The organism is Methyloversatilis thermotolerans, from assembly GCF_000372885.1.
Taxonomy (GTDB): Bacteria; Pseudomonadota; Gammaproteobacteria; order Burkholderiales; family Rhodocyclaceae; genus Methyloversatilis; species Methyloversatilis thermotolerans.
In genome coordinates, this window is the sequence record NZ_KB889967.1 from 1,334,088 (window position 1) to 1,352,427 (window position 18,340).

The following is an 18,340-nucleotide window of genomic DNA, read 5'->3' on the forward strand; positions in this document are numbered from 1 at the left end:
CCCACGGGCGGCGCCATGGATCACAATGCAGTCAGACAGAATTCCAGGTATTCCGACATGTCCACTCCACCGCGACGCCTCGAGGAAATCGAGTTCGACAATCTGTTCGTACGCAGCCTGCCGGCGGATCCATCCCCGGACATCCGTCCGCGACAGGTACGCCACGCCGCCTACACCTTTACGCCACCAACGCCGGTGAGCGCGCCGCAGCTTCTTGCCTGGTCAGAACGGCTGGCCGATCAACTGGGGCTGCGGCGCCCGGCACCTCGCGATGCCGCCGTCGAGGCTCTGGCGGGCAATCGTGTTCTTGCAGGCATGCAGCCTTACGCAGCACGCTACGGCGGTCACCAGTTCGGCAACTGGGCGGGGCAGCTCGGCGACGGGCGCGCGATCACGCTGGGCGAAATGATGGACCGGCATGGGCAACGGCAGGAACTGCAGCTCAAGGGTGCCGGCCCGACACCTTATTCGCGCCATGCCGACGGCCGCGCGGTCCTGCGCTCATCGGTGCGCGAATTCCTCTGCAGCGAGGCCATGTTCCACCTGGGCATCCCCACCACGCGTGCCCTGAGCCTGGTGGCGACCGGCGATACGGTGGTGCGCGACATGTTCTATGACGGCCGCCCGGAACACGAGCCGGGTGCCATCGTGTGCCGTGTCGCCCCCAGCTTCGTGCGCTTCGGCCACTTCGAGATACTGACGGCCAACGACGAACCCGGACTGTTGAAGCAACTGGTGGACTGGGTCATGCATCATCACTATCCCGGACTGAGCGATCCCGCCGACTGGTTCGCCGAAATCTGCTGCCGCACGGCCCGCCTGATGGTGGACTGGATGCGTGTGGGCTTCGTGCATGGGGTGATGAATACCGACAACATGTCCATCCTCGGTCTGACCATCGATTACGGCCCCTATGGCTGGCTCGAGGGTGTTGACATGATGTGGACGCCGAACACCACCGATGCCCAGGGTCGCCGCTATTGCTACGGCCGACAGCCGCAGATCGCCTACTGGAACCTCACCCGGCTTGCGGGCGCACTGGCACCGCTGATCAATGACCGCGATGCGCTCGACGCGGCGCTGGCAGGCTATGAACAGACCTTTGCCGAAGGCTGGTCGCGCATGTTGTCCGACAAGCTCGGCCTGCCTCTGCCGACGCCTGAGGACGAGCAGGAACAGGCGTTGCGCAGCCAGCTTTTCGTGCTTCTCCAGCAGGAAGAAACCGACTTCACGATCTTCTTCCGGCGGCTCGCGCAGGTCGATGTGGACGCCGCGCTGAGCGGCGAGGTGTCCGCCCTCGACCCGCTGCTCGAAGCCTTCTACAGCCCCGGCAGCCCCTCGCCCGAGCATGCGCGTGCCTGGCTTGCATGGCTGCAGCAATGGGCGCAACGCATACGCGCAGGCGGCGAAACCGATGTGTCGCGACGGACGCGCATGAATGCCACCAATCCGAAGTACATCGTCCGCAACTGGCTGGCGCAGCGCGCCATCGACGATGCGGCGGCCGGCGACACGGCCATGCTGGAGCGCCTGCTCGTCATGATGCGCACGCCCTACGACGAACAGCCCGGATTCGACGATCTGGCCGGAAAGCGGCCGGAATGGGCGCGCCACAAGCCGGGCTGTTCCGCCTTGTCATGCAGCTCATGATGCCGACCCACCTGCACGCGCAGACCTTTCACGGACTCGCGCCCGGCCCCCGCCTCATCGTGCTGGGCGGAGTGCACGGCAACGAGACCTGCGGCACGCTCGGCATAGAGCGAGCACTGGACGAACTGCAGCGCAACAGGCTCGGCATCGTGCGCGGGACGGTCACCTTCGTGGCGCGCGCCAATCCGCTCGCCTGCGCGAAGGGAGAACGTGCAGGTGAACGCAATCTGAACCGCAATCTCGGACCGAAGGCGCATCCGCAGGACTTCGAGGATGGTGTGGCCAATGTGTTGTGCCGGCTGCTGGCAGCGCACGACATACTGCTGGATCTGCACTCCTTCCACACACCGGGCGAACCGTTCGCGATGATAGGTCCGCCCGATAACCAGGGGACACTCGAGCCCTTTTCACGCGCAGCGGAGGAAGAGGCTCTCGCCTTGCGCCTGGGTGCGCGACGCCTGGTCGAGGGCTGGCTGGATACCTATGCCGAAGGCGTCAGGCAGCGTCTCGCGCGCACGCGGCCGGACGCACGTGCGGGCCTGCTCGGCACCGATCCGGATTACGGGGTAGGCACGACCGAGTACATGCGGCGTGTCGGCGGTTGCGGCATCACGCTGGAGTGTGGTCAACACGATGATCCGATGGCCCCTGAGTTCGCCTGGCGCGCCATCCACAACACGCTGGCCCATCTCGGGCTGAGTGACGAGGCCCCCCCTGCGGCGCGCGACGACCACCGGTTGCTCAGGATGTGCGAGGTGGTCGACCGCCTGCACGAACAGGACCGTTTCGTGCGCGACTGGCACAGCTTCGATCCGGTGCGGGCCGGCGAAACGATAGGACTGCGCGCGGATGGCAGCGAAGTCCGGGCCGGACAGGACGGCTTCATCCTGTTTCCGCATCCGGACGCCACGCCGGGCAATGAGTGGTTCTACTTCGCCCGGCCCAGCGAGCGTCGCCTGCGCGGATAACGCCGGTCCGGCTGCGGCGATGCCGGGGTGAGCGGCAGGACCGACGGGGACAAGGTATCGTGGCTCAGCCTCGCGGCTCGAGATTCAGTACGGTGGCGCCCGCGCTGCGCGCAATGTGCTCGTCATGCGTCACCAGCACCAGCGCCATGCCCCGCTCTCCCGAAATGCGGAACAGCAACTCCATGGCAGTGCGCTGCATCAGCGGGTCGAGACGGGAACTGGGTTCATCCGCGACCAGCAGTGCGGGTTCGACGAGCAGCACACGCACCAGTGCGATGCGCTGCAATTGCCCCCCCGACACCTGGTGCGGCAGACGTTGCAGCAGGTCACGCTCAAGTTCCAGTTCATCGAGCAAGTGGTCGAGCACCTGACGATTGCGTCCTCTAAGCCGCAGCACGTCGTCGAGCGCCGCACCAAGACGGCGCCCGGGCGCAAATGCTGAAGCCGGTTCCTGGTGGAGCTTCTGGAAGGCCACTGGCGACAGACCGCTGCGCCGCTTTATCTGCCCCGCATCCGGTGCGAGCAGCCCGAGCAGAATATTGCCCAGCGTGGTCTTGCCGGCCCCGCTCGGTCCCATCAGCGCCACCCGCTCTCCGGCGCGGACAGTCAGCGACACCGACTGCAGCACGGCGCGACCGTCAAAGGACTTGGAAATGTCCAGCGCCTCGAGCAGCGGCTGACCCGGCGTCGGCGGGACATGTTCGGGCCAGCGTGAGGTCTGGCTTTCCAGCAGCGTGCGCGTTGCCTCATGCGCAGGGCGTGCAAATACCTGGCGTGCCGGTCCGGTCTCGACGCAACGACCGCCCTGCAGTATGCGCACGTCACAGTCCAGTTCGAGTGCCAGGTCGACATCATGTGTCACCACCAGCAGTGCGAGGCCCGCTTCAAGCGCGGTGCGGAACTGTTCGACAACGGCCGAACGGATGACGCCATCCAGACCCTTGGTGGGCTCGTCCACCAACAGGAGTGGCGCGTCGGCGGACAGGGCGGCCGCATAGGCCGCGCGCTGTGCCATGCCGCCCGACAACTCGTGAGCGAAATGGCGTGTCACGTCGCCCAGCCCGAAGCGCGCCAGCAGTCGTGCACTCTGTTCCCGCGCGGCCCGCCACGGCAGATGCTGGAGATAATGCGGCGCCTCCGCGATCTGACTGCCGATGCGCATGGTCGGATCCAGGGCCAGTCCGGGTTCCTGGGGTAACCATGCGATCCGCCGTCCCCACAGCCGGGCGCGTCCTTCGACATCGTCGGCGGCAAATACCTGGCCATCGATCTCGACCTCGCCGGATGCACGAAGGCCGTCCGGCACCTGCCCGAGCACGCTGCGCAGCAGCAGTGACTTGCCGGCGCCGCTCGCACCGAGAACCGCCAGCGCCCGCCCGGGCTCCAGCCTGAGGTCGATGTCATCCAGCAAGGCATGCGGGCCCACCCGCACGGTAAGGCCACGTACGACGCAACGTGGGCTCATGCTTCGCGCTCCCGGCGGACCGCACTGTCCCGCCCACCCCTTTCGGTCAACATGACCAGGGAAAGCAGCAGCAAGGCCAGTACCACGACCGGGGACAGCACCAGCCAGGGCGCTTCATCGTAATAGGGCAGGAGTTCCACCATCATGACACCGAGCTCCGGCGTCGGCGGACGGATGCCGACGCCGATGAAACCGAGCGCGGCGACGGCCAGGATGGCGTTGGCAACCCCGAGACAGAACAATGCGGAAGCGACCGGCCACAACGCCGGCAACACATGAACACGAGCGATGTAGGCAGCTCCGAAACCGAGCAGACGCGACGCTTCGACCGCAGGACTTGCCAGTACGCTGCGTGCTCCCGCCCGCAGCACGCGGAAGTACTCCACCCATGCGGCGAGCGCCAATCCGACGTAGAGCGGCCATTTTTCGCCCTGCGCGAAGGCAGCAAACAGCAGCACCAGCAGCAGTGCCGGCAGGGCGAGCACCGCGTCGGCCAGCAGCCCGAACAGGCGATCGACCCAGCCCCCCTGCCAGGCTGCGATCAAGGCGGCCACCGTACCGAACAGTGCGGCGCTGAGCACGCTCAGCATGGCAAGCCCGATGGACAGCCTCATGGCATAGGCCAGCCGGAGCGCCATATCGCGCCCGAGATGATCGAATCCAAGGGGCGTCTGCAGCGACGGGGGTTCCAGGAAACGGAGCAATTGCTGACTGGCAGGGTCGCCTCCGGCGAACAGGGGCCAGCCGAAAGCGAATACGGCGAGAGCGGCGAGCAGTATCCACGCGAGCAGATGTCGGGTCGTGGACGATGACGGCTCTCCCGCGGACGAAGACAGTCTCATGGCTGTTCCACCCTCTTCCGCCGCGGATCGAGAAGCCGGCACAACCAGTCGACCAGCGCGTGGAACAGGACGAAGGCCAGCGCCAGCACCAGTACGCTGGCCTGCAGCGTCGGCACGTCACGCCAGAACAGCGCGTGCACCAGCGCGTGACCAAGCCCGGGCCAGGCGAACAGGGTCTCCACCACCACCACGCCTTCGACCAGCAGCACCAGTTGCATGCCGCCATACTCAAGCAATGGCAGCGCCGCATTGCGCAAACCGTGCCGCCACAGCGCCTGCCGCGACGACAAACCGCGGCTGAGGGCGAAATCGAAATACGGGCTGCGGATGACATCGACCACCGCCTCGCGCGCAACGCGTGCGGTGCCACCGGCCAGCGCGAGCGCAAGGGCGAGTGCCGGCAGCAGAACATGGCTCGGCGCGCGATGACCGGCGGCCGGCAGCGCACCGAGCTGCACCGAAAAGACGACGACCAGCGCGATCGCAATGAGGAAAGGCGGCGCCGCGCGCAGCAGCACGGTGATCAGCAGACAGGCGCGGTCAATCCAGCCCCCCGGACGCAGTCCGGCCAGAATGCCGAACGGCAGTCCGATCAGCCACGCCAGCACGGTGGCCAACGCGGCCAGCCAGAGGGTATGCCCGAGATGGTGCACCAGCTCGTCCATGACCGGCTCACCGGTCACCATGGACAGACCGAAATCGAGTGAGGCAACGCGCCCCCACCAATCGATCAGCGCCTCCGGCCACGGGCGATCGAGCGCAAGTTCTGCACGCACCGCTTCGGCCGCACGAACCGATACATTGTCGTAGCCATAGCGGCCGGCCGCCACGCGATAGGCGGGATCGCCCGGCAAGGTGCGCAGCATCGCGAAACACGCGGTGGAGACGACAAGCGCCAGCACAAGCGCCTGAAGCACATGACGTCCCAGTCCGGAGAAGAAAGTTCTGATCACGTCCACCTCACGCGACTGATGAAGTATGAACGCTCGAACGGATCGACCAGGGCGCCGCTTACCCGCGACCCAGCGGCGGCGTGCGCACGATAGCCACAGATCGGAATGACCGGCAGTGCGTCGGCCAGGCGACGACCTATCGTGAAGCGAGCCGACCGTGCGGCCTCCTCTCCGCTTGCATCAGGTGCGATCCGCTGCAGTTCCGTCAGCGCCGCCTCGAGTTCCGCATCCCTCCAGTTCATCGCCCCCCAGTCACCACCGCCCACGTCATAATCCTGCAGCAGCGTAAGCAGCGGATCGGGCACCAATGCGAAATTGCGCGCAACCAGGGCAAGTTCAAGAGACCCATCCTGATGCGCAAGCGGCACGTCGCCCGAATTCCCGATCGAAACCGCGAGCGCGATGCCGATCTGCCGGAACTGCTCCTGGATGGCCGCCGCGATCACCGGCAGTTCAGGACGGTCGGGAAAGGTGATGAGCTTCAGCGTCAGTCGTTCGAGCGCCCCTTCATGCGTGCGCGAAAGTCCGCCGTCGTCGCCGGGTAACCAACCTGCTTCCGCCAGCAAGGCGCGCGCGCCCTCGACATCCTGCGTCGGCAGCCCCTCGTCCTTGCCGTGCTGGGGATGCCAGTCCGGAAAGCTCATCGGCAGCAGGCGGTCAGTGGCAAGCAGCGCATCGCGCATCACCGCGGTCGCAATCCCGCGCCGGTCGAGCGCCAGACTGAGCGCGCGTCGCACCCGCTCATCCTGCAGCCAGCGATGGCCCGAATTCACCTTCAGATAGAGGGTTCGCGGAAGCCGGACCGACAGCAGGCCACGATGCCCTGCACGGCGCATGCGAGCCACACTGGGCGCGTCCAGCCCATAGACCAGGTCGGCCTCCCCGCTTTCCGCCATCAGGGCGCGCGATTCGGCGCGCCCGACCGCCAGATACTCGAACACCTCGATCTGCGGCCGCTCGCCCGACCAGGTGTCGGCGAGCACCGCCTTGAGATAGGACGAAGCATCGATGCGCTCGACCCGATAGGGCCCGCTGCCGACCAGCTTGCGCACGCGACCGTCCTGCGCGTAAGCCGAGGGCGCAAGTATCTGGGTGCTGTAATGAGACAGGACGGCAGGCAACAGGCCATAAGGCCGATCCAGTTCCAGGTCGAGGTGCAGATCATCCCTTGCGCGTATGGCTCGCAGCGGCGTGCGGCCAAGCACACCGGGTTGCAGTCGCACGCGCTCCAGGCACTGCTTCACCGCCTCCGCGTCTACCGCGCGGCCATCGTGAAAGCGTCGATCGTCGCGCAGGCGGATGCTCAATACGCGTCCATCGTTGCGATATTCCCAGTACTTTGCCAGCCCGCCGCTGATGTGCCCGGCTGCATCGCAATCGAACAGGGTTTCGCTGATTTCGAGCCGGGTAAACATGTAGCCCGCACGTGACGGCTCCAGGCCGGTCAGCTCCCACGGGCCGACAACGCGCAGCGTGCGTCCGGCCGGCGCGTCCAGACGCCTCCCGGGCGAACGGTGCAACAGCGCTGCGAGACTGCCGAGTGCAGCCACACCTGCTCCCCACAGCAGCGTACGACGTCCGATCGACAGACCTGCCCGCTTCAAGCCGGGCTCCGTTCAATCAACCGGGCGAGGTCCGCCATCCGCTTCTCGCGGCCGGCGTCCGCCGCGCGCTGCGGGTCCGGACAGGGCGTCACGCCGGCGCGGACGGTCGCTGACCGACGCACCCGATGCAACCAGACCTGAATCAACATCATTCGACTTTGCGCCCTTTGGTCGCGCGCACACCCTTCCATGGCTGCAGCGTCGCCTCGTCCAGTGCGAGCGTACGACTGCGCCCGCGCACTCCCGGAACGACCACCGTGACGCGATCGCGCAGCACCTGCAGCGAACGCACGGTTTCGCCTTCCGGCAGCGTCATGAGCTTGACGCCCTTGCCGCCGGACAGCACTTTCATTTCATCGAGCGGGAAAGCCAGCAGACGATCGGCCGCCTGCACCACCACCCAGCGGTCGGTGTCATGCAGACGTATCGGCGGCAGCGCCGTTCCACCATCGGTGTTGAGGAAGGCCTTGCCCGCCCGCTGACGCGTCACCATGTCCTCCAGCGTGCAGATGAAGCCATAGCCCGCATCCGATGCCACCAGGAAGCGGCTGCCCGGCTCTGCGCTCAACGCCGCCACCAGCTTCTTGCCCGCGAGATCGGCGAGCGAGGACACCGGCACGCCATCGCCCTTGCCCGTCGGCAGGTCGGTCGGCTTGATGGTGTAACTGCGGCCGTCGCCATCGATCAGGATGACCGGCCAGACGGTGCGGCACTTGAGCACCGCCAGCGGGCCGTCATCCGCTTTCCAGTTCAGCGCTGCCTCGTCGACATCGTGACCGGAGCGCAGGCGGCCGAAGCCGCCGCGCGACACGATGACGGTCACTGCTTCATCGACCTGCGGCACTTCGCGCGCGCGCGTGGCCTGGACATCGGCATTGATGAGCGTGCGCCGTTCGTCGCCGAAACGCTGGACATCGGCCGCCACTTCATCGCGCACGAAGGCACGCAGCGCCGCATCGCTGCCCAGCACCTTGAGCAGGCCGGTGCGCTCGGCATCCAGCGCATCGCGCTCGCCCTGCAGCTTGATGGCTTCCAGCCGGGCCAACTGGCGCAACCGGATTTCCAGCACATCCTCCGCCTGGCGCTCGGTAATGCCGAAGCCCGCCATCAGGTCGACCTTTGGATCATCGGCGGCGCGGATGATGGCGATCGCGCGGTCGATGTCCAGCAGGATGGCCAGGCGACCGTCCAGGATGTGCATGCGCTCGTCGATGTCGGCGATGCGCTGCGTGAGCCGCCGCGTCACCGCGCCGAGCCGGTAGTCACACCACTGGCGCAGCAGCGCCGGCAGACCGATCTGGCCCGGCCGTCGCCGGGTGTCCAGCAGGGTAAGGTTCAGACTGGCGTTGCACTCGAGATCGGTATAGGCGAACAGGAACGCAAGCAGGTCTTCCTGGCTGACCGCCCGCGATTTCGGTTCGATCACCAGCCGCACCGGATGCCGCGCATCCGATTCGTCGCGCACCGAATCGATCAGCGACGTCGCCAGCGTCTTGGTGCGCGCCTGGTCGTCGCTGATCTTCTTCTTGTCGCCCTTCGGTTTGGGATTGGCCAGATCATCGATGCGGCTCATGACGCCGCCGGTGCTTACGCCCGGCGGCAGTGCGGTCACGACGATCTGCCACTGACCACGAGCCAGCGCCTCGATCTCGTAATTCGCGCGCATGCGGAAGGCGCCGCGTCCCTCCTTGTAGGCCGCCACCACGGTTTCGCGCGGCGAAATGAGGGTGGCGCCATTCGGGAAATCGGGACCCTGTATGCAGTCGATGATGTCGTCGTCCGGCATGCGCGGATCGACCAGCAGCCGGCATGTGGCTTCGCCCAGTTCACGCAGGTTGTGCGGCGGAATTTCGCAGGCCATGCCCACCGCGATGCCGGACGCACCATTGGCCAGCACGACTGGCAGCCGCGCCGGCAACAGCGCCGGCTCCTGCTGGGTGCCGTCGTAATTCGGCTGGAACTCGACCACACCGGCGTTCAGCTCCGACAGCAGCACATGGCGCGCGAAAGACGTGAGCCGGCACTCGGTATAGCGCATCGCGGCGGCGTTGTCGCCATCCATGGATCCGAAATTGCCCTGGCCATCGATCAGCGGATAACGCAGCGTGAACGGCTGGGCCAGACGCACCATCGCTTCATACACCGACGAGTCGCCATGCGGGTGGTACTTGCCGATCACGTCGCCCACGACGCGCGCGGACTTCTTGTGCGCGGCATCCGGTCGGGCAAAGCCGTCCATCGCGAACAGGATGCGACGCTGTACCGGCTTCATGCCGTCCTCAAGGCCGGGCAGCGCACGCGCGGTCACGACCGACATGGCATAGGTCAGGTAAGCCTGGGACGCATGCGCATCGACCGGTACGTCGGCGATGTCAGGTTCGAACAGATTGTCAGTCAACGGAGTGCTCCGGGTGTTTCGTTGTTTGTCTGGAGGGGCCAGGGGTCAGGGATGAGGGGCCGGGGAAGAGGTGTGGCTTCGCCTCACGGAATGAACGCAACACCGCGCGGCGCTCCAGTTCCTGGCCCCTGGCTCCTAGCCTCTGTCCTCAAGCATCCGGCACCACCTTGTCGCCTTCGCTTTCCATCCAGCGGCGCCGGCGTTCCGCCTCCTTCTTGCCCATCAGCATGGTGAAGGTGTTCAGCACGAGGTCCGGATCGTGGCCGGGCGTGATGCGGATCAGGCGGCGCGTTTCCGGATTCATCGCGGTTTCCTTGAGTTCGTCCGGATTCATTTCACCGAGCCCCTTGAAACGGCTCACGGTGAGCGCACTTTCGGCGATGCCGTCAGCGATCAGGTTCTGCAGGATGCTGTCGCGCTCGGCCTCGTCCAGCGCATAGAGCCGGCGTGCCGGTCTTGTCTTGGTCGGCGCGATCTTGACGCAATACAGCGGCGGCTGGCCGATGAATACGTGGCCGCGTTCGATCAGTTTGGGGAAATGGCGCAGGAAAAGGGTGAGCTGCAGGGTCTGGATGTGCGCGCCATCGACGTCGGCATCCGACAGGATGATGATCTTGTGATAGCGCAAGCCGTCCAGCACGGCATCGGGTGCATCCGGCTTGTGCGGATCGATGCCCAACGCCACCGCGATGTCGTGCACTTCGTTGTTGGCGAAGATTTCGGTGGAATCGATCTCGAAGGTGTTCAGCACCTTGCCGCGCAGCGGCAGTACCGCCTGGAACTGCCGGTCGCGCGCCTGCTTGGCACTGCCGCCCGCGGAATCGCCCTCCACCAGGAACAGTTCGTTGTCCTGTGGCGAAGTGCCGGTGGCGTCGGTGAGCTTGCCGGGCAGCAGCGTGACGCCGGAACCGGTGCGCTTCTCCACCACCTTGCCCGCGCGCGCGCGGGTCTGTGCGCTTCTGATGGCCAGACCGCAGATGCGCTGCGCTTCGGCGGCATGGTCGTTGAGCCAGCGATCCAGCGTGTCCTTGATGCATTCATAGACCAGCTTGACCGCCTCGCGGTTGTTCAGCTTGTCCTTGGTCTGCCCCTGGAAGCGCGGCTCCAGTACCTTGGCACTGAGCACATAGCTGGCGTGCTGCGATACATCCTCGGACTGAAGCGCGAGTTTGGCCGGCATCAGGCCGTGGTGGGTCGCGTAGTCCTTGACCGATTCGAACAGCGCCTGCCGCATGCCGGATTCGTGCATGCCGCCACCCGGCGTCGGTATCAGGTTCACGAAGGATTCGCGCACCGAAACGCCTTCCGGGAAGGCGATGGCCCACTCGGCGCCTTCGCCCTCGTCATAGCCGGCTATCGCGGTGCGTGCGCCGCAGAACAATTCGCACTTCACGTCCGCCAGTTCTTCCCGCAGATAGTCGCGCAGGCCCTCCGGATACACCCATTCCTGGACCGCACCGCTCTCTTCGTCCTCGAAGCGGATGCGCACACCGGGCAGCATGGCGCTGCGCGCCCGCAACAGACGCTCGATGTCGGCACGTCGTATCTTTGCACTGGCGAAATACTTCGGGTCCGGCCAGGCGCGCACCCGCGTGCCGGTATGCGATTTCGTACAACTGCCGACCTCGCTCAGCCCCTGTGACACGCCCTTCTCGAAGGCGATCGCATATTCGCGCCCGCCTCGTTTCACGGTCGCCTCGAGCCGGGTCGATAGCGCGTTGGTCACCGTGACGCCGACGCCATGCAGGCCACCGGCAATCTTGTACGCCTTGCCCTCGAACTTGCCGCCCGAATGGGGGATGGTGAAGATGACCTCGATCGCCGGCACGCCCTTGGTGGGATGGATGTCCACCGGAATGCCCCGGCCGTTGTCCTCCACCGATACCGAACCATCGCCATGCAGCACCACGCGCAGGCCGGTCGCGAATCCGCCCTGCGCCTCGTCGCAGGCGTTGTCGATCATTTCCTGCACGATATGGTTGGGACTGTCGGTCCGGGTGTACATGTCCGGACGCTTCTGGATGGGCGCAATGCCCTCCAGCACCTGGATTTCGGAAGCGTTGTAACTGCTGGCTTTGCTCATCGTCGGGTGGATTCGTGCTTCGGCGCGCGGCGAAGGCCGCGCGAACGGGCGTTAGTGTGCAGCGCGCGAGCGCTGCCGTCGAGATTGACAAGGGCGAGCGCGCCGGGCATGCGAGGGGCGGATACGGCAGCGTGCTCATGTACACTCACGCCCTTTTTGCCCCGACCCTCACCATGTGGTTCAAGAATCTGCAGATCTACCGACTCACCGAACCGTTCGCGCTGGCGGTCGAACAGCTTGACGAGAAACTCGCTGCAAAGGCCTTCCAGCCGGGCAGCAGCATCGAGATGCAACGCATGGGCTGGATGTCGCCGCGCGACAACGACCGCCTGGTTCATGGCGTGGGCGGACACATGCTGATGACACTGCGTACCGAAAAGAAGCTCCTGCCGGCCACCGTGATCAACCAGGTCACCCGTGCGCGTGCGCAGGACATCGAGGAAAAGCAGGGCTACAAGCCCGGCCGCAAGGAAATGCGCGAACTGAAGGACGCCGTCACCAACGAGCTGCTGCCGCGCGCTTTCGCAATCTGGCGCGACACCTCTGTGTGGATCGATCCGGTCAGGGGTCGCATCGTGGTCGACGCCGCGGCAAGCGCCAAGGGCGACGAGGTCATGCAGTTGCTGAACGAGTGCGTCGAACATCTCGGCGCGCGTCCTCTGCAGACGGCGCTGTCGCCGGTATCTGCCATGACCGCATGGCTGGCGTCCGACGAAGCCCCATCCGGCTTCAGCATAGACCAGGACACTGAACTGCGTTCCAGCACCCAGTCCAAGGCGACGGTGCGCTACGTGCGCCATGCGCTGGAAGCGGACGACCTGCGCCGCCACATCGAGGCCGGCAAGCAGTGCACCCGGCTCGCGCTGACCTGGATGGAACGCGTGTCCTTCACGCTGACCGAGAACCTTGCGGTGAAGCGCGTGGCACCGCTGGATGTGCTGACCGAAAACAGCGATGGCAGCGGCGACGAGGCGGAGCGGTTCGACGCCGATTTCGCACTCATGACCGGCGAGCTGAGTCGCCTGATCGACCATCTCGAAGAGGCGCTTGGCGGCGTCGCACGCTGACGTGACATGCATGCGCTCCTGCGCACGGCACAGAGATTGCGAACGAAAATGGTTCGCAACCCCGCTACGTGAAACACGCTGAAACCCAGCACTGAAGCCAGAAAAGGTGCATCATCCATCTGTTTTCGCCTCCGGCGAACCGCAATCTGGAGAACAGTGCCATGCAGGGAAAGAAAGTCATCCTCGATCAGCTCAACGCCCTCCTCGTCTATGAACTGGCCGCGCGCGACCAGTACTTCATCCACTCGCGCATGCTGGACGAATGGGGCTTCAGCAAGGCCGCCGCCCGCATCGCCCACGAGATGGAGGATGAAACCGGCCACGCCGACGCGCTGATCCGCCGCATCCTGATGCTCAGCGGCACGCCCGACATGAAGCCGGCAGCGCTGAACGTGGGTCACGACGTGATCAGCATTTTCGAGAATGACCTCGCGGTCGAACTGTCCGTCGTCAAGCACCTGCGCGAAGTGATGGCGCTTGCCGAGAAGGAGAAGGACTACGTCACGCGCGACCTCCTGCTGCCCATGCTCAAGGACACGGAAGAGGATCACGCGCACTGGCTGGAACAGCAGTTGCGCCTGATCAAGCTGCTGGGCGAACAGAACTACCTGCAGAGCGCGGCGGGCTGAGAACCGGCGAAGAGCGAGAACGTCCCGCTTCCATCGTGCTTGCCATCGCGATGGCGCATCAAACCTGCTTGCGCGCTCTGCGCCACCCGCACGCGACCGGCGCCGGATCGCCGAGCGACATGCAGGCAGGCCTCGTGACAGGCGCCCCGACGGCGCCTCGTCCACGCTGCCCCGCCTCCGCTGAGGGCAGTCACGCCCGCACATGGTGAAGCACGCCAGAGCCAGATATCTCGATATCCCGTTTCCTGGACGCACCGGAAGCGGTCGCGCGACGGCACAGGCGCACGCATGAGAACCCGCAAAAGCCGGCATCAGGACGCAACGATGCCGAGGCAACGCAACGGAAGCAGTACCGACACAGCAGCGGGAAAAACGAAATCTGTGGGGTGGCTGATGGGACTCGAACCCACGACAACCGGAATCACAATCCGGGACTCTACCAACTGAGCTACAGCCACCACTTGAACAGCCGTCGAACGACGGATGCTTGAAACTTGCAGGCCCCGGATGGCCTGCCCGGCAGGAATCGAACCCGCAACCTACGGCTTAGAAGGCCGTTGCTCTATCCAGTTGAGCTACGGGCAGGTACTAAGTACGGCGTTGCGGACCGATATTCTGGTCGGGGTGGAGGGATTCGAACCCCCGACATCTTGCTCCCAAAGCAAGCGCGCTACCGGGCTGCGCTACACCCCGAGAGGCCGAGATATTACAGAGCCCCCGGGGTGCGGTCAATGCTTGCGGCAGGGTTGCGAAGATATTTTTTTGCCTGCCGCCCTGCCTCAGCCCTGCTGGTCGCCGCTCGCTTCCGGCGGATTCAGCAGCGCCTTCATCGACAGGCGGATGCGGCCCTTCTCGTCGGTCTCGAGCACCTTCACCTTGACCTGCTGGCCTTCCTTCAGATGGTCGGCCACGTTGGCGATGCGCTCATTGGCGATCTGCGAGATATGGAGCAGACCGTCCTTGCCGGGCAGCACACTCACGATGGCGCCGAAATCGAGCAGACGAAGCACCGTACCGTCATACACCTTGCCCACTTCCACCTCTGCCGTGATGGCTTCGATGCGGCGCTTGGCGTGCTCGGCCGCTTCGGCGTTCACCGAGGCGATGGTGATGGTGCCGTCGTCGCCGATGTCGATCGTGGCACCGGTCTCCTCGGTCAGGGCGCGGATCACCGCACCGCCCTTGCCGATCACGTCGCGGATCTTTTCCGGATTGATCTTCATGGTCAGCAGACGCGGTGCATAGGCGGACACGCCTTCACGTGCGCCACTGACCGATTCCTTCATGATGCCCAGGATGTGCTTGCGGGCTTCGCTGGCCTGCGCAAGGGCGACCTGCATGATTTCCCGGGTAATGCCCTGGATCTTGATGTCCATCTGCAGCGCAGTGATGCCGGAATCCGTACCCGCCACCTTGAAATCCATGTCGCCGAGGTGGTCCTCGTCGCCCAGGATGTCGGTCAGCACGGCAAAGCGGTTGCCTTCCTTGATCAGACCCATGGCGATGCCAGCGACATGCGCCTTCAGCGGCACACCGGCATCCATCAGCGCGAGCGAACCGCCGCACACCGAAGCCATCGACGACGAACCGTTCGATTCGGTGATTTCCGACACCACGCGCATGGAATAGCTGAATTCCTCTGCCGACGGCAGCACCGCAATCAGCGCGCGCTTGGCCAGGCGGCCATGGCCGATCTCGCGGCGCTTGGGCGCGCCAAAGCGGCCGGTTTCGCCGGTCGCGAACGGCGGCATGTTGTAGTGGAGCATGAAGCGGTCGCGGTATTCGCCGCCCAGCGCATCGATGATCTGTTCGTCACGGCCGGTGCCCAGCGTCGCAATGACCAGTGCCTGGGTTTCGCCGCGGGTGAACAGCGCCGAACCGTGCGTGCGCGGCATCACGCTGTTGCGGATCGCGATCGGGCGGACGGTGCGCGTATCGCGGCCGTCGATGCGCGGTTCGCCGTTCAGTATGCGGCCGCGCACGATGCGGGCTTCCATCTCGAAGAAGTAGTTCTTGACGGTGTTCACGTCCGGCGCGTTGTCGGCATCGGCGGTCAGCGCAGCGATCACTTCGTCGCGGATCTCGTCCACGCGCTGACTGCGCTGCTGCTTCTGCGTGATGCGATAGGCCTCCTGCAGCTTGGCATCGGCAATGCCGGCCATGCGGTTCCACAAGGCCTCATCGCGAGCCGGTGCCTGCCAGTCCCATTCCGGCTTGCCGGCCACTTCGACCAGTTCGTTGATCGCATTGATCGCCGCCTGCATCTGTTCGTGGCCATACACAACGGCGCCCAGCATGACCTCTTCGGACAGTTCCATCGCTTCCGACTCGACCATCAGCACGGCGGCTTCGGTACCGGCAACCACCAGATTGAGCTGGCTGTCCTTGAGCTGCGAGGCGGTCGGGTTCAGGATGTGCTGGCCGTTGGCGTAACCGACACGGGCGGCCCCGATCGGGCCGTTGAACGGGATGCCGGAAATGGCCAGCGCAGCGGAGGCGCCGATCATCGCCGGGATGTCGGCATCGACTTCAGGGTTCAGCGAAAGCACCTGAACGATGACCTGGACTTCGTTGTAGAAACCGTCCGGGAACAGCGGACGGATCGGGCGATCGATCAGGCGAGAAGTAAGCGTTTCCTTTTCGGAAGGGCGACCTTCACGCTTGAAGAAACCGCCGGGGATACGGCCGGCCGCGTAGAACTTTTCGGCGTAGTCCACGGTAAGCGGAAAGAAATCCTGTCCGGGCTTGGCCGACTTCTGCGCGACAACCGTGGCCAGCACGACTGTTTCCTCGATATTCACGATGACCGCACCGCTGGACTGTCGGGCGATCTCTCCGGTTTCGAGCACCACCTTCTGGGTGCCGAACATGAATTCCTTGCGTATTGCGTTGAGCAAGTTCATTCCTTTCGATTCGATGGGTGGCAGGCATCGTCCGCCCGCCACAAAAAACAAACCGGCGGGAGTCGCCAGGACTCACGCCGGTATGGGTGTCAAGCCTCGATGGGCCTGGACATTGCCTGTGGCAGCAATTACTTGCGAAGACCCAGGCGACCGATCAGCGAACGGTAGCTGTCGGCATTGGTGCGCTTCAGGTAGTCGAGCAGCTTGCGGCGCTGGCTGACCATCTTGAGCAGACCACGACGCGAGTGGTGGTCCTTGACATGCTCCTTGAAGTGACCGGTCAGGTCATTGATGCGTGCGGTCAGCAGGGCGACTTGAACTTCGGGCGACCCCGTATCGCCAGCCGCGCGCTGGTATTCGGCAACGATGCGGGCTTTATCGGCGGTAACGATAGCCATTGATCTAAACTCTCTCGTTTGGAAAACACGAAATTATACGCCAGACTTGAGCAAGCTCAAGTACTTTCCGGCTTGTGGATTGCATTTGTGGGCATCAGCCGCTTCGCGCGCAGGCATCCGGACTGCACGCTCGCGAGCCCAAGAAAACCGGCCGGCCCGTAGGCCCGCAGCGTCATGCCTTCACGCAGCTCACCGGGTCCGGCCAGCAGTGCGTCCAGTGCAACGGTCTGTCCATTGCCCAACCGAAGCGCTGCACTGTCGGGAAGCGCGCAGTGCGGCATGTCGCGAACCAGCAGGTCGGCAGGTTGCAGCCGAGCCAGCCGAGCCGCCTCATCCATGCCGGCGAGGGTTTCGAGCGTCAAGGCGTCCTGCAGCGTCAATCCGCCGGTGCCAGTGCGACGCAGACCGGTCAGATGCGCACCGCAACCAAGCGATTCGCCGATGTCCTCGGCCAGCGTGCGGATATAGGTGCCCTTGCTGCATAGCACGCGCATCGAAAAATCCGGCAGATCGGTCGACAGCCGGTCGATACGGCGGACGATGACATGACGCGGCTCGCGCTCGACCGTGATACCCGCGCGTGCGTACTCATAAAGCGGCTTGCCGTCGCGCTTCAGCGCCGAATGCATGGGGGGAAGCTGACAGATCTCGCCGGTGTGCGCCTTGATGGCCGCATCCAGTGCGGCGACATCACACAGTACCGGACGCACCGACAGCACCTCGCCCTCTGCATCGCCGGTGGCGGTACGAACGCCCAGGCGCACATCGGCGATGTACTCCTTGTCCGCGTCGAGCATCAGTCCGGCAAAGCGCGTCGCATCACCGAAACAGATCGGCAAGAGCCCGCTGGCAAGCGGATCCAGCGTGCCGGTGTGGCCCGCCCTGGCCGCCTGGAACAGACGGCGGGCCTTCTGCAACGCGTCGTTCGAACTGAGACCGACCGGCTTGTCGAGCAGCAGTACGCCGTGTATCGCCTTCCAGCGCGATCGGGTCTGCAACTCAGTCCTCTGCGCCGGAAGGTCCCGAATGCAGCGCCTTGTCGATCAGGCGCGACAGCTGGTCGGCACGCTCCATGGTCTGGTCATGCACGAAATGAAGCTGGGGCGTCGTGTGGATGCGCACGCGGCGACCGATCTCACGACGGAGGAAACCCGACGCGCGCACCAGACCCTCGTGAATCTGCTTCTGCGCGTCGCCTTCGGCCAGCGTGCTGTAATACACCTTGGCATGCGCGTAATCCGGCGTGATGTCGACCGCGGTGAGCGACACCATGCCGACCCGCGGGTCCTTCAGTTCGGTGGCGATCAACTGCGCCAGTTCGCGCCGGATCGCCTCCGAAACACGGTCGCTGCGGGAGTAACGTTCGCTCATCGTCTACGG

The 18,340-nt window shown here is 65.0% G+C and carries 14 protein-coding genes and 3 tRNA genes; 4 read left to right on the forward strand and 13 right to left on the reverse strand.

The window, feature by feature from the left end; genetic code table 11:
• The first annotated feature begins 57 nt into the window (after positions 1-57).
• Positions 58-1,650, forward strand: a complete 1,593-nt coding sequence (locus A3Q7_RS0105625; RefSeq protein WP_018410884.1) for a protein adenylyltransferase SelO — start codon at positions 58-60, stop codon at positions 1,648-1,650.
• A complete protein-coding gene (locus tag A3Q7_RS0105630; protein WP_018410885.1) occupies positions 1,602-2,618 on the forward strand; it encodes a M14 family metallopeptidase in 1,017 nt (338 codons plus the stop codon). Before A3Q7_RS0105625 ends, A3Q7_RS0105630 begins: the two co-directional genes overlap by 49 nt.
• Before the next feature lie 64 nt (positions 2,619-2,682).
• On the opposite strand, the gene A3Q7_RS19500 is transcribed toward A3Q7_RS0105630, so the two are convergent.
• The 6 genes from A3Q7_RS19500 to A3Q7_RS0105665 all read right to left on the reverse strand — a co-directional run bounded on the left by A3Q7_RS19500 (position 2,683) and on the right by A3Q7_RS0105665 (position 11,963).
• A complete protein-coding gene (locus tag A3Q7_RS19500) occupies positions 2,683-4,083 on the reverse strand; it encodes an ABC transporter ATP-binding protein (protein WP_040570675.1) in 1,401 nt (466 codons plus the stop codon).
• On the reverse strand, positions 4,080-4,925 hold the full coding sequence (locus A3Q7_RS0105640) for an ABC transporter permease (RefSeq protein WP_018410887.1): 846 nt from the start codon (positions 4,923-4,925) through the stop codon (positions 4,080-4,082). The genes A3Q7_RS19500 and A3Q7_RS0105640 overlap by 4 nt, the downstream gene beginning before the upstream one ends.
• The gene (locus A3Q7_RS0105645; RefSeq protein WP_232417838.1) at positions 4,922-5,878 is read right to left on the reverse strand and encodes an ABC transporter permease; all 957 of its coding nucleotides are present in this window, start codon (positions 5,876-5,878) and stop codon (positions 4,922-4,924) included. The genes A3Q7_RS0105640 and A3Q7_RS0105645 overlap by 4 nt, the downstream gene beginning before the upstream one ends.
• The gene (locus tag A3Q7_RS0105650; protein ID WP_018410889.1) at positions 5,875-7,482 is read right to left on the reverse strand and encodes an ABC transporter substrate-binding protein; all 1,608 of its coding nucleotides are present in this window, start codon (positions 7,480-7,482) and stop codon (positions 5,875-5,877) included. Before A3Q7_RS0105650 ends, A3Q7_RS0105645 begins: the two co-directional genes overlap by 4 nt.
• Before the next feature lie 148 nt (positions 7,483-7,630).
• On the reverse strand, positions 7,631-9,880 hold the full coding sequence (parC, locus tag A3Q7_RS0105660) for a DNA topoisomerase IV subunit A (protein ID WP_018410891.1): 2,250 nt from the start codon (positions 9,878-9,880) through the stop codon (positions 7,631-7,633).
• A gap of 148 nt (positions 9,881-10,028) precedes the next feature.
• Positions 10,029-11,963 carry a DNA topoisomerase IV subunit B gene (locus tag A3Q7_RS0105665; RefSeq protein WP_018410892.1) on the reverse strand — a complete coding sequence of 645 codons (1,935 nt, stop codon included), beginning with the start codon at positions 11,961-11,963 and terminating at the stop codon, positions 10,029-10,031.
• Between the two features lie 173 nt (positions 11,964-12,136).
• On the opposite strand from A3Q7_RS0105665, the gene A3Q7_RS0105670 reads away from it, so the two are divergent.
• Positions 12,137-13,030, forward strand: a complete 894-nt coding sequence (locus tag A3Q7_RS0105670) for a recombination-associated protein RdgC (protein ID WP_018410893.1) — start codon at positions 12,137-12,139, stop codon at positions 13,028-13,030.
• 161 nt (positions 13,031-13,191) lie between these two features.
• Positions 13,192-13,659 (forward strand): bacterioferritin, encoded by a 468-nt coding sequence (gene bfr, locus A3Q7_RS0105675; RefSeq protein ID WP_018410894.1) that lies wholly within the window; start codon positions 13,192-13,194, stop codon positions 13,657-13,659.
• Positions 13,660-14,041: 382 nt separating this feature from the next.
• On the opposite strand, the gene A3Q7_RS0105680 is transcribed toward bfr, so the two are convergent.
• The 7 genes from A3Q7_RS0105680 to rbfA all read right to left on the reverse strand — a co-directional run bounded on the left by A3Q7_RS0105680 (position 14,042) and on the right by rbfA (position 18,331).
• Positions 14,042-14,117 (reverse strand) — tRNA-His (locus tag A3Q7_RS0105680).
• 50 nt (positions 14,118-14,167) lie between these two features.
• Positions 14,168-14,244, reverse strand: a tRNA-Arg gene (locus tag A3Q7_RS0105685).
• A gap of 31 nt (positions 14,245-14,275) precedes the next feature.
• Positions 14,276-14,352, reverse strand: a tRNA-Pro gene (locus A3Q7_RS0105690).
• Positions 14,353-14,438: 86 nt separating this feature from the next.
• Positions 14,439-16,529: a polyribonucleotide nucleotidyltransferase gene (pnp, locus tag A3Q7_RS0105695; protein WP_077231398.1), complete on the reverse strand. Its 2,091-nt coding sequence runs from the start codon at positions 16,527-16,529 to the stop codon at positions 14,439-14,441.
• A 161-nt stretch (positions 16,530-16,690) separates the two neighbouring features.
• Positions 16,691-16,960, reverse strand: coding sequence for a 30S ribosomal protein S15 (rpsO, locus tag A3Q7_RS0105700; RefSeq protein ID WP_008059129.1), 270 nt, complete (start codon positions 16,958-16,960; stop codon positions 16,691-16,693).
• 56 nt (positions 16,961-17,016) lie between these two features.
• Complete coding sequence (gene truB, locus A3Q7_RS0105705; protein WP_018410896.1) at positions 17,017-17,958, reverse strand: tRNA pseudouridine(55) synthase TruB; 942 nt, start codon at positions 17,956-17,958, stop codon at positions 17,017-17,019.
• A gap of 1 nt (position 17,959) precedes the next feature.
• Entirely contained in the window at positions 17,960-18,331 is a 372-nt protein-coding gene (gene rbfA, locus A3Q7_RS0105710) for a 30S ribosome-binding factor RbfA (protein WP_018410897.1), read from the reverse strand.
• Between the last annotated feature and the right edge of the window lie 9 nt (positions 18,332-18,340).

Coding starts and splice junctions, on each gene's coding strand:
- A3Q7_RS0105665 (WP_018410892.1), bottom strand. CDS start 11,963: ATGAGCAAAGCCAGCAGTTACAACGCTTCCGAAATCCAGGTGCTGGAG.
- rbfA (WP_018410897.1), bottom strand. CDS start 18,331: ATGAGCGAACGTTACTCCCGCAGCGACCGTGTTTCGGAGGCGATCCGG.
- bfr (WP_018410894.1), top strand. CDS start 13,192: ATGCAGGGAAAGAAAGTCATCCTCGATCAGCTCAACGCCCTCCTCGTC.
- A3Q7_RS0105640 (WP_018410887.1), bottom strand. CDS start 4,925: ATGAGACTGTCTTCGTCCGCGGGAGAGCCGTCATCGTCCACGACCCGA.
- pnp (WP_077231398.1), bottom strand. CDS start 16,529: ATGTTCGGCACCCAGAAGGTGGTGCTCGAAACCGGAGAGATCGCCCGA.
- A3Q7_RS0105625 (WP_018410884.1), top strand. CDS start 58: ATGTCCACTCCACCGCGACGCCTCGAGGAAATCGAGTTCGACAATCTG.
- rpsO (WP_008059129.1), bottom strand. CDS start 16,960: ATGGCTATCGTTACCGCCGATAAAGCCCGCATCGTTGCCGAATACCAG.
- A3Q7_RS19500 (WP_040570675.1), bottom strand. CDS start 4,083: ATGAGCCCACGTTGCGTCGTACGTGGCCTTACCGTGCGGGTGGGCCCG.
- A3Q7_RS0105670 (WP_018410893.1), top strand. CDS start 12,137: ATGTGGTTCAAGAATCTGCAGATCTACCGACTCACCGAACCGTTCGCG.
- A3Q7_RS0105630 (WP_018410885.1), top strand. CDS start 1,602: ATGGGCGCGCCACAAGCCGGGCTGTTCCGCCTTGTCATGCAGCTCATG.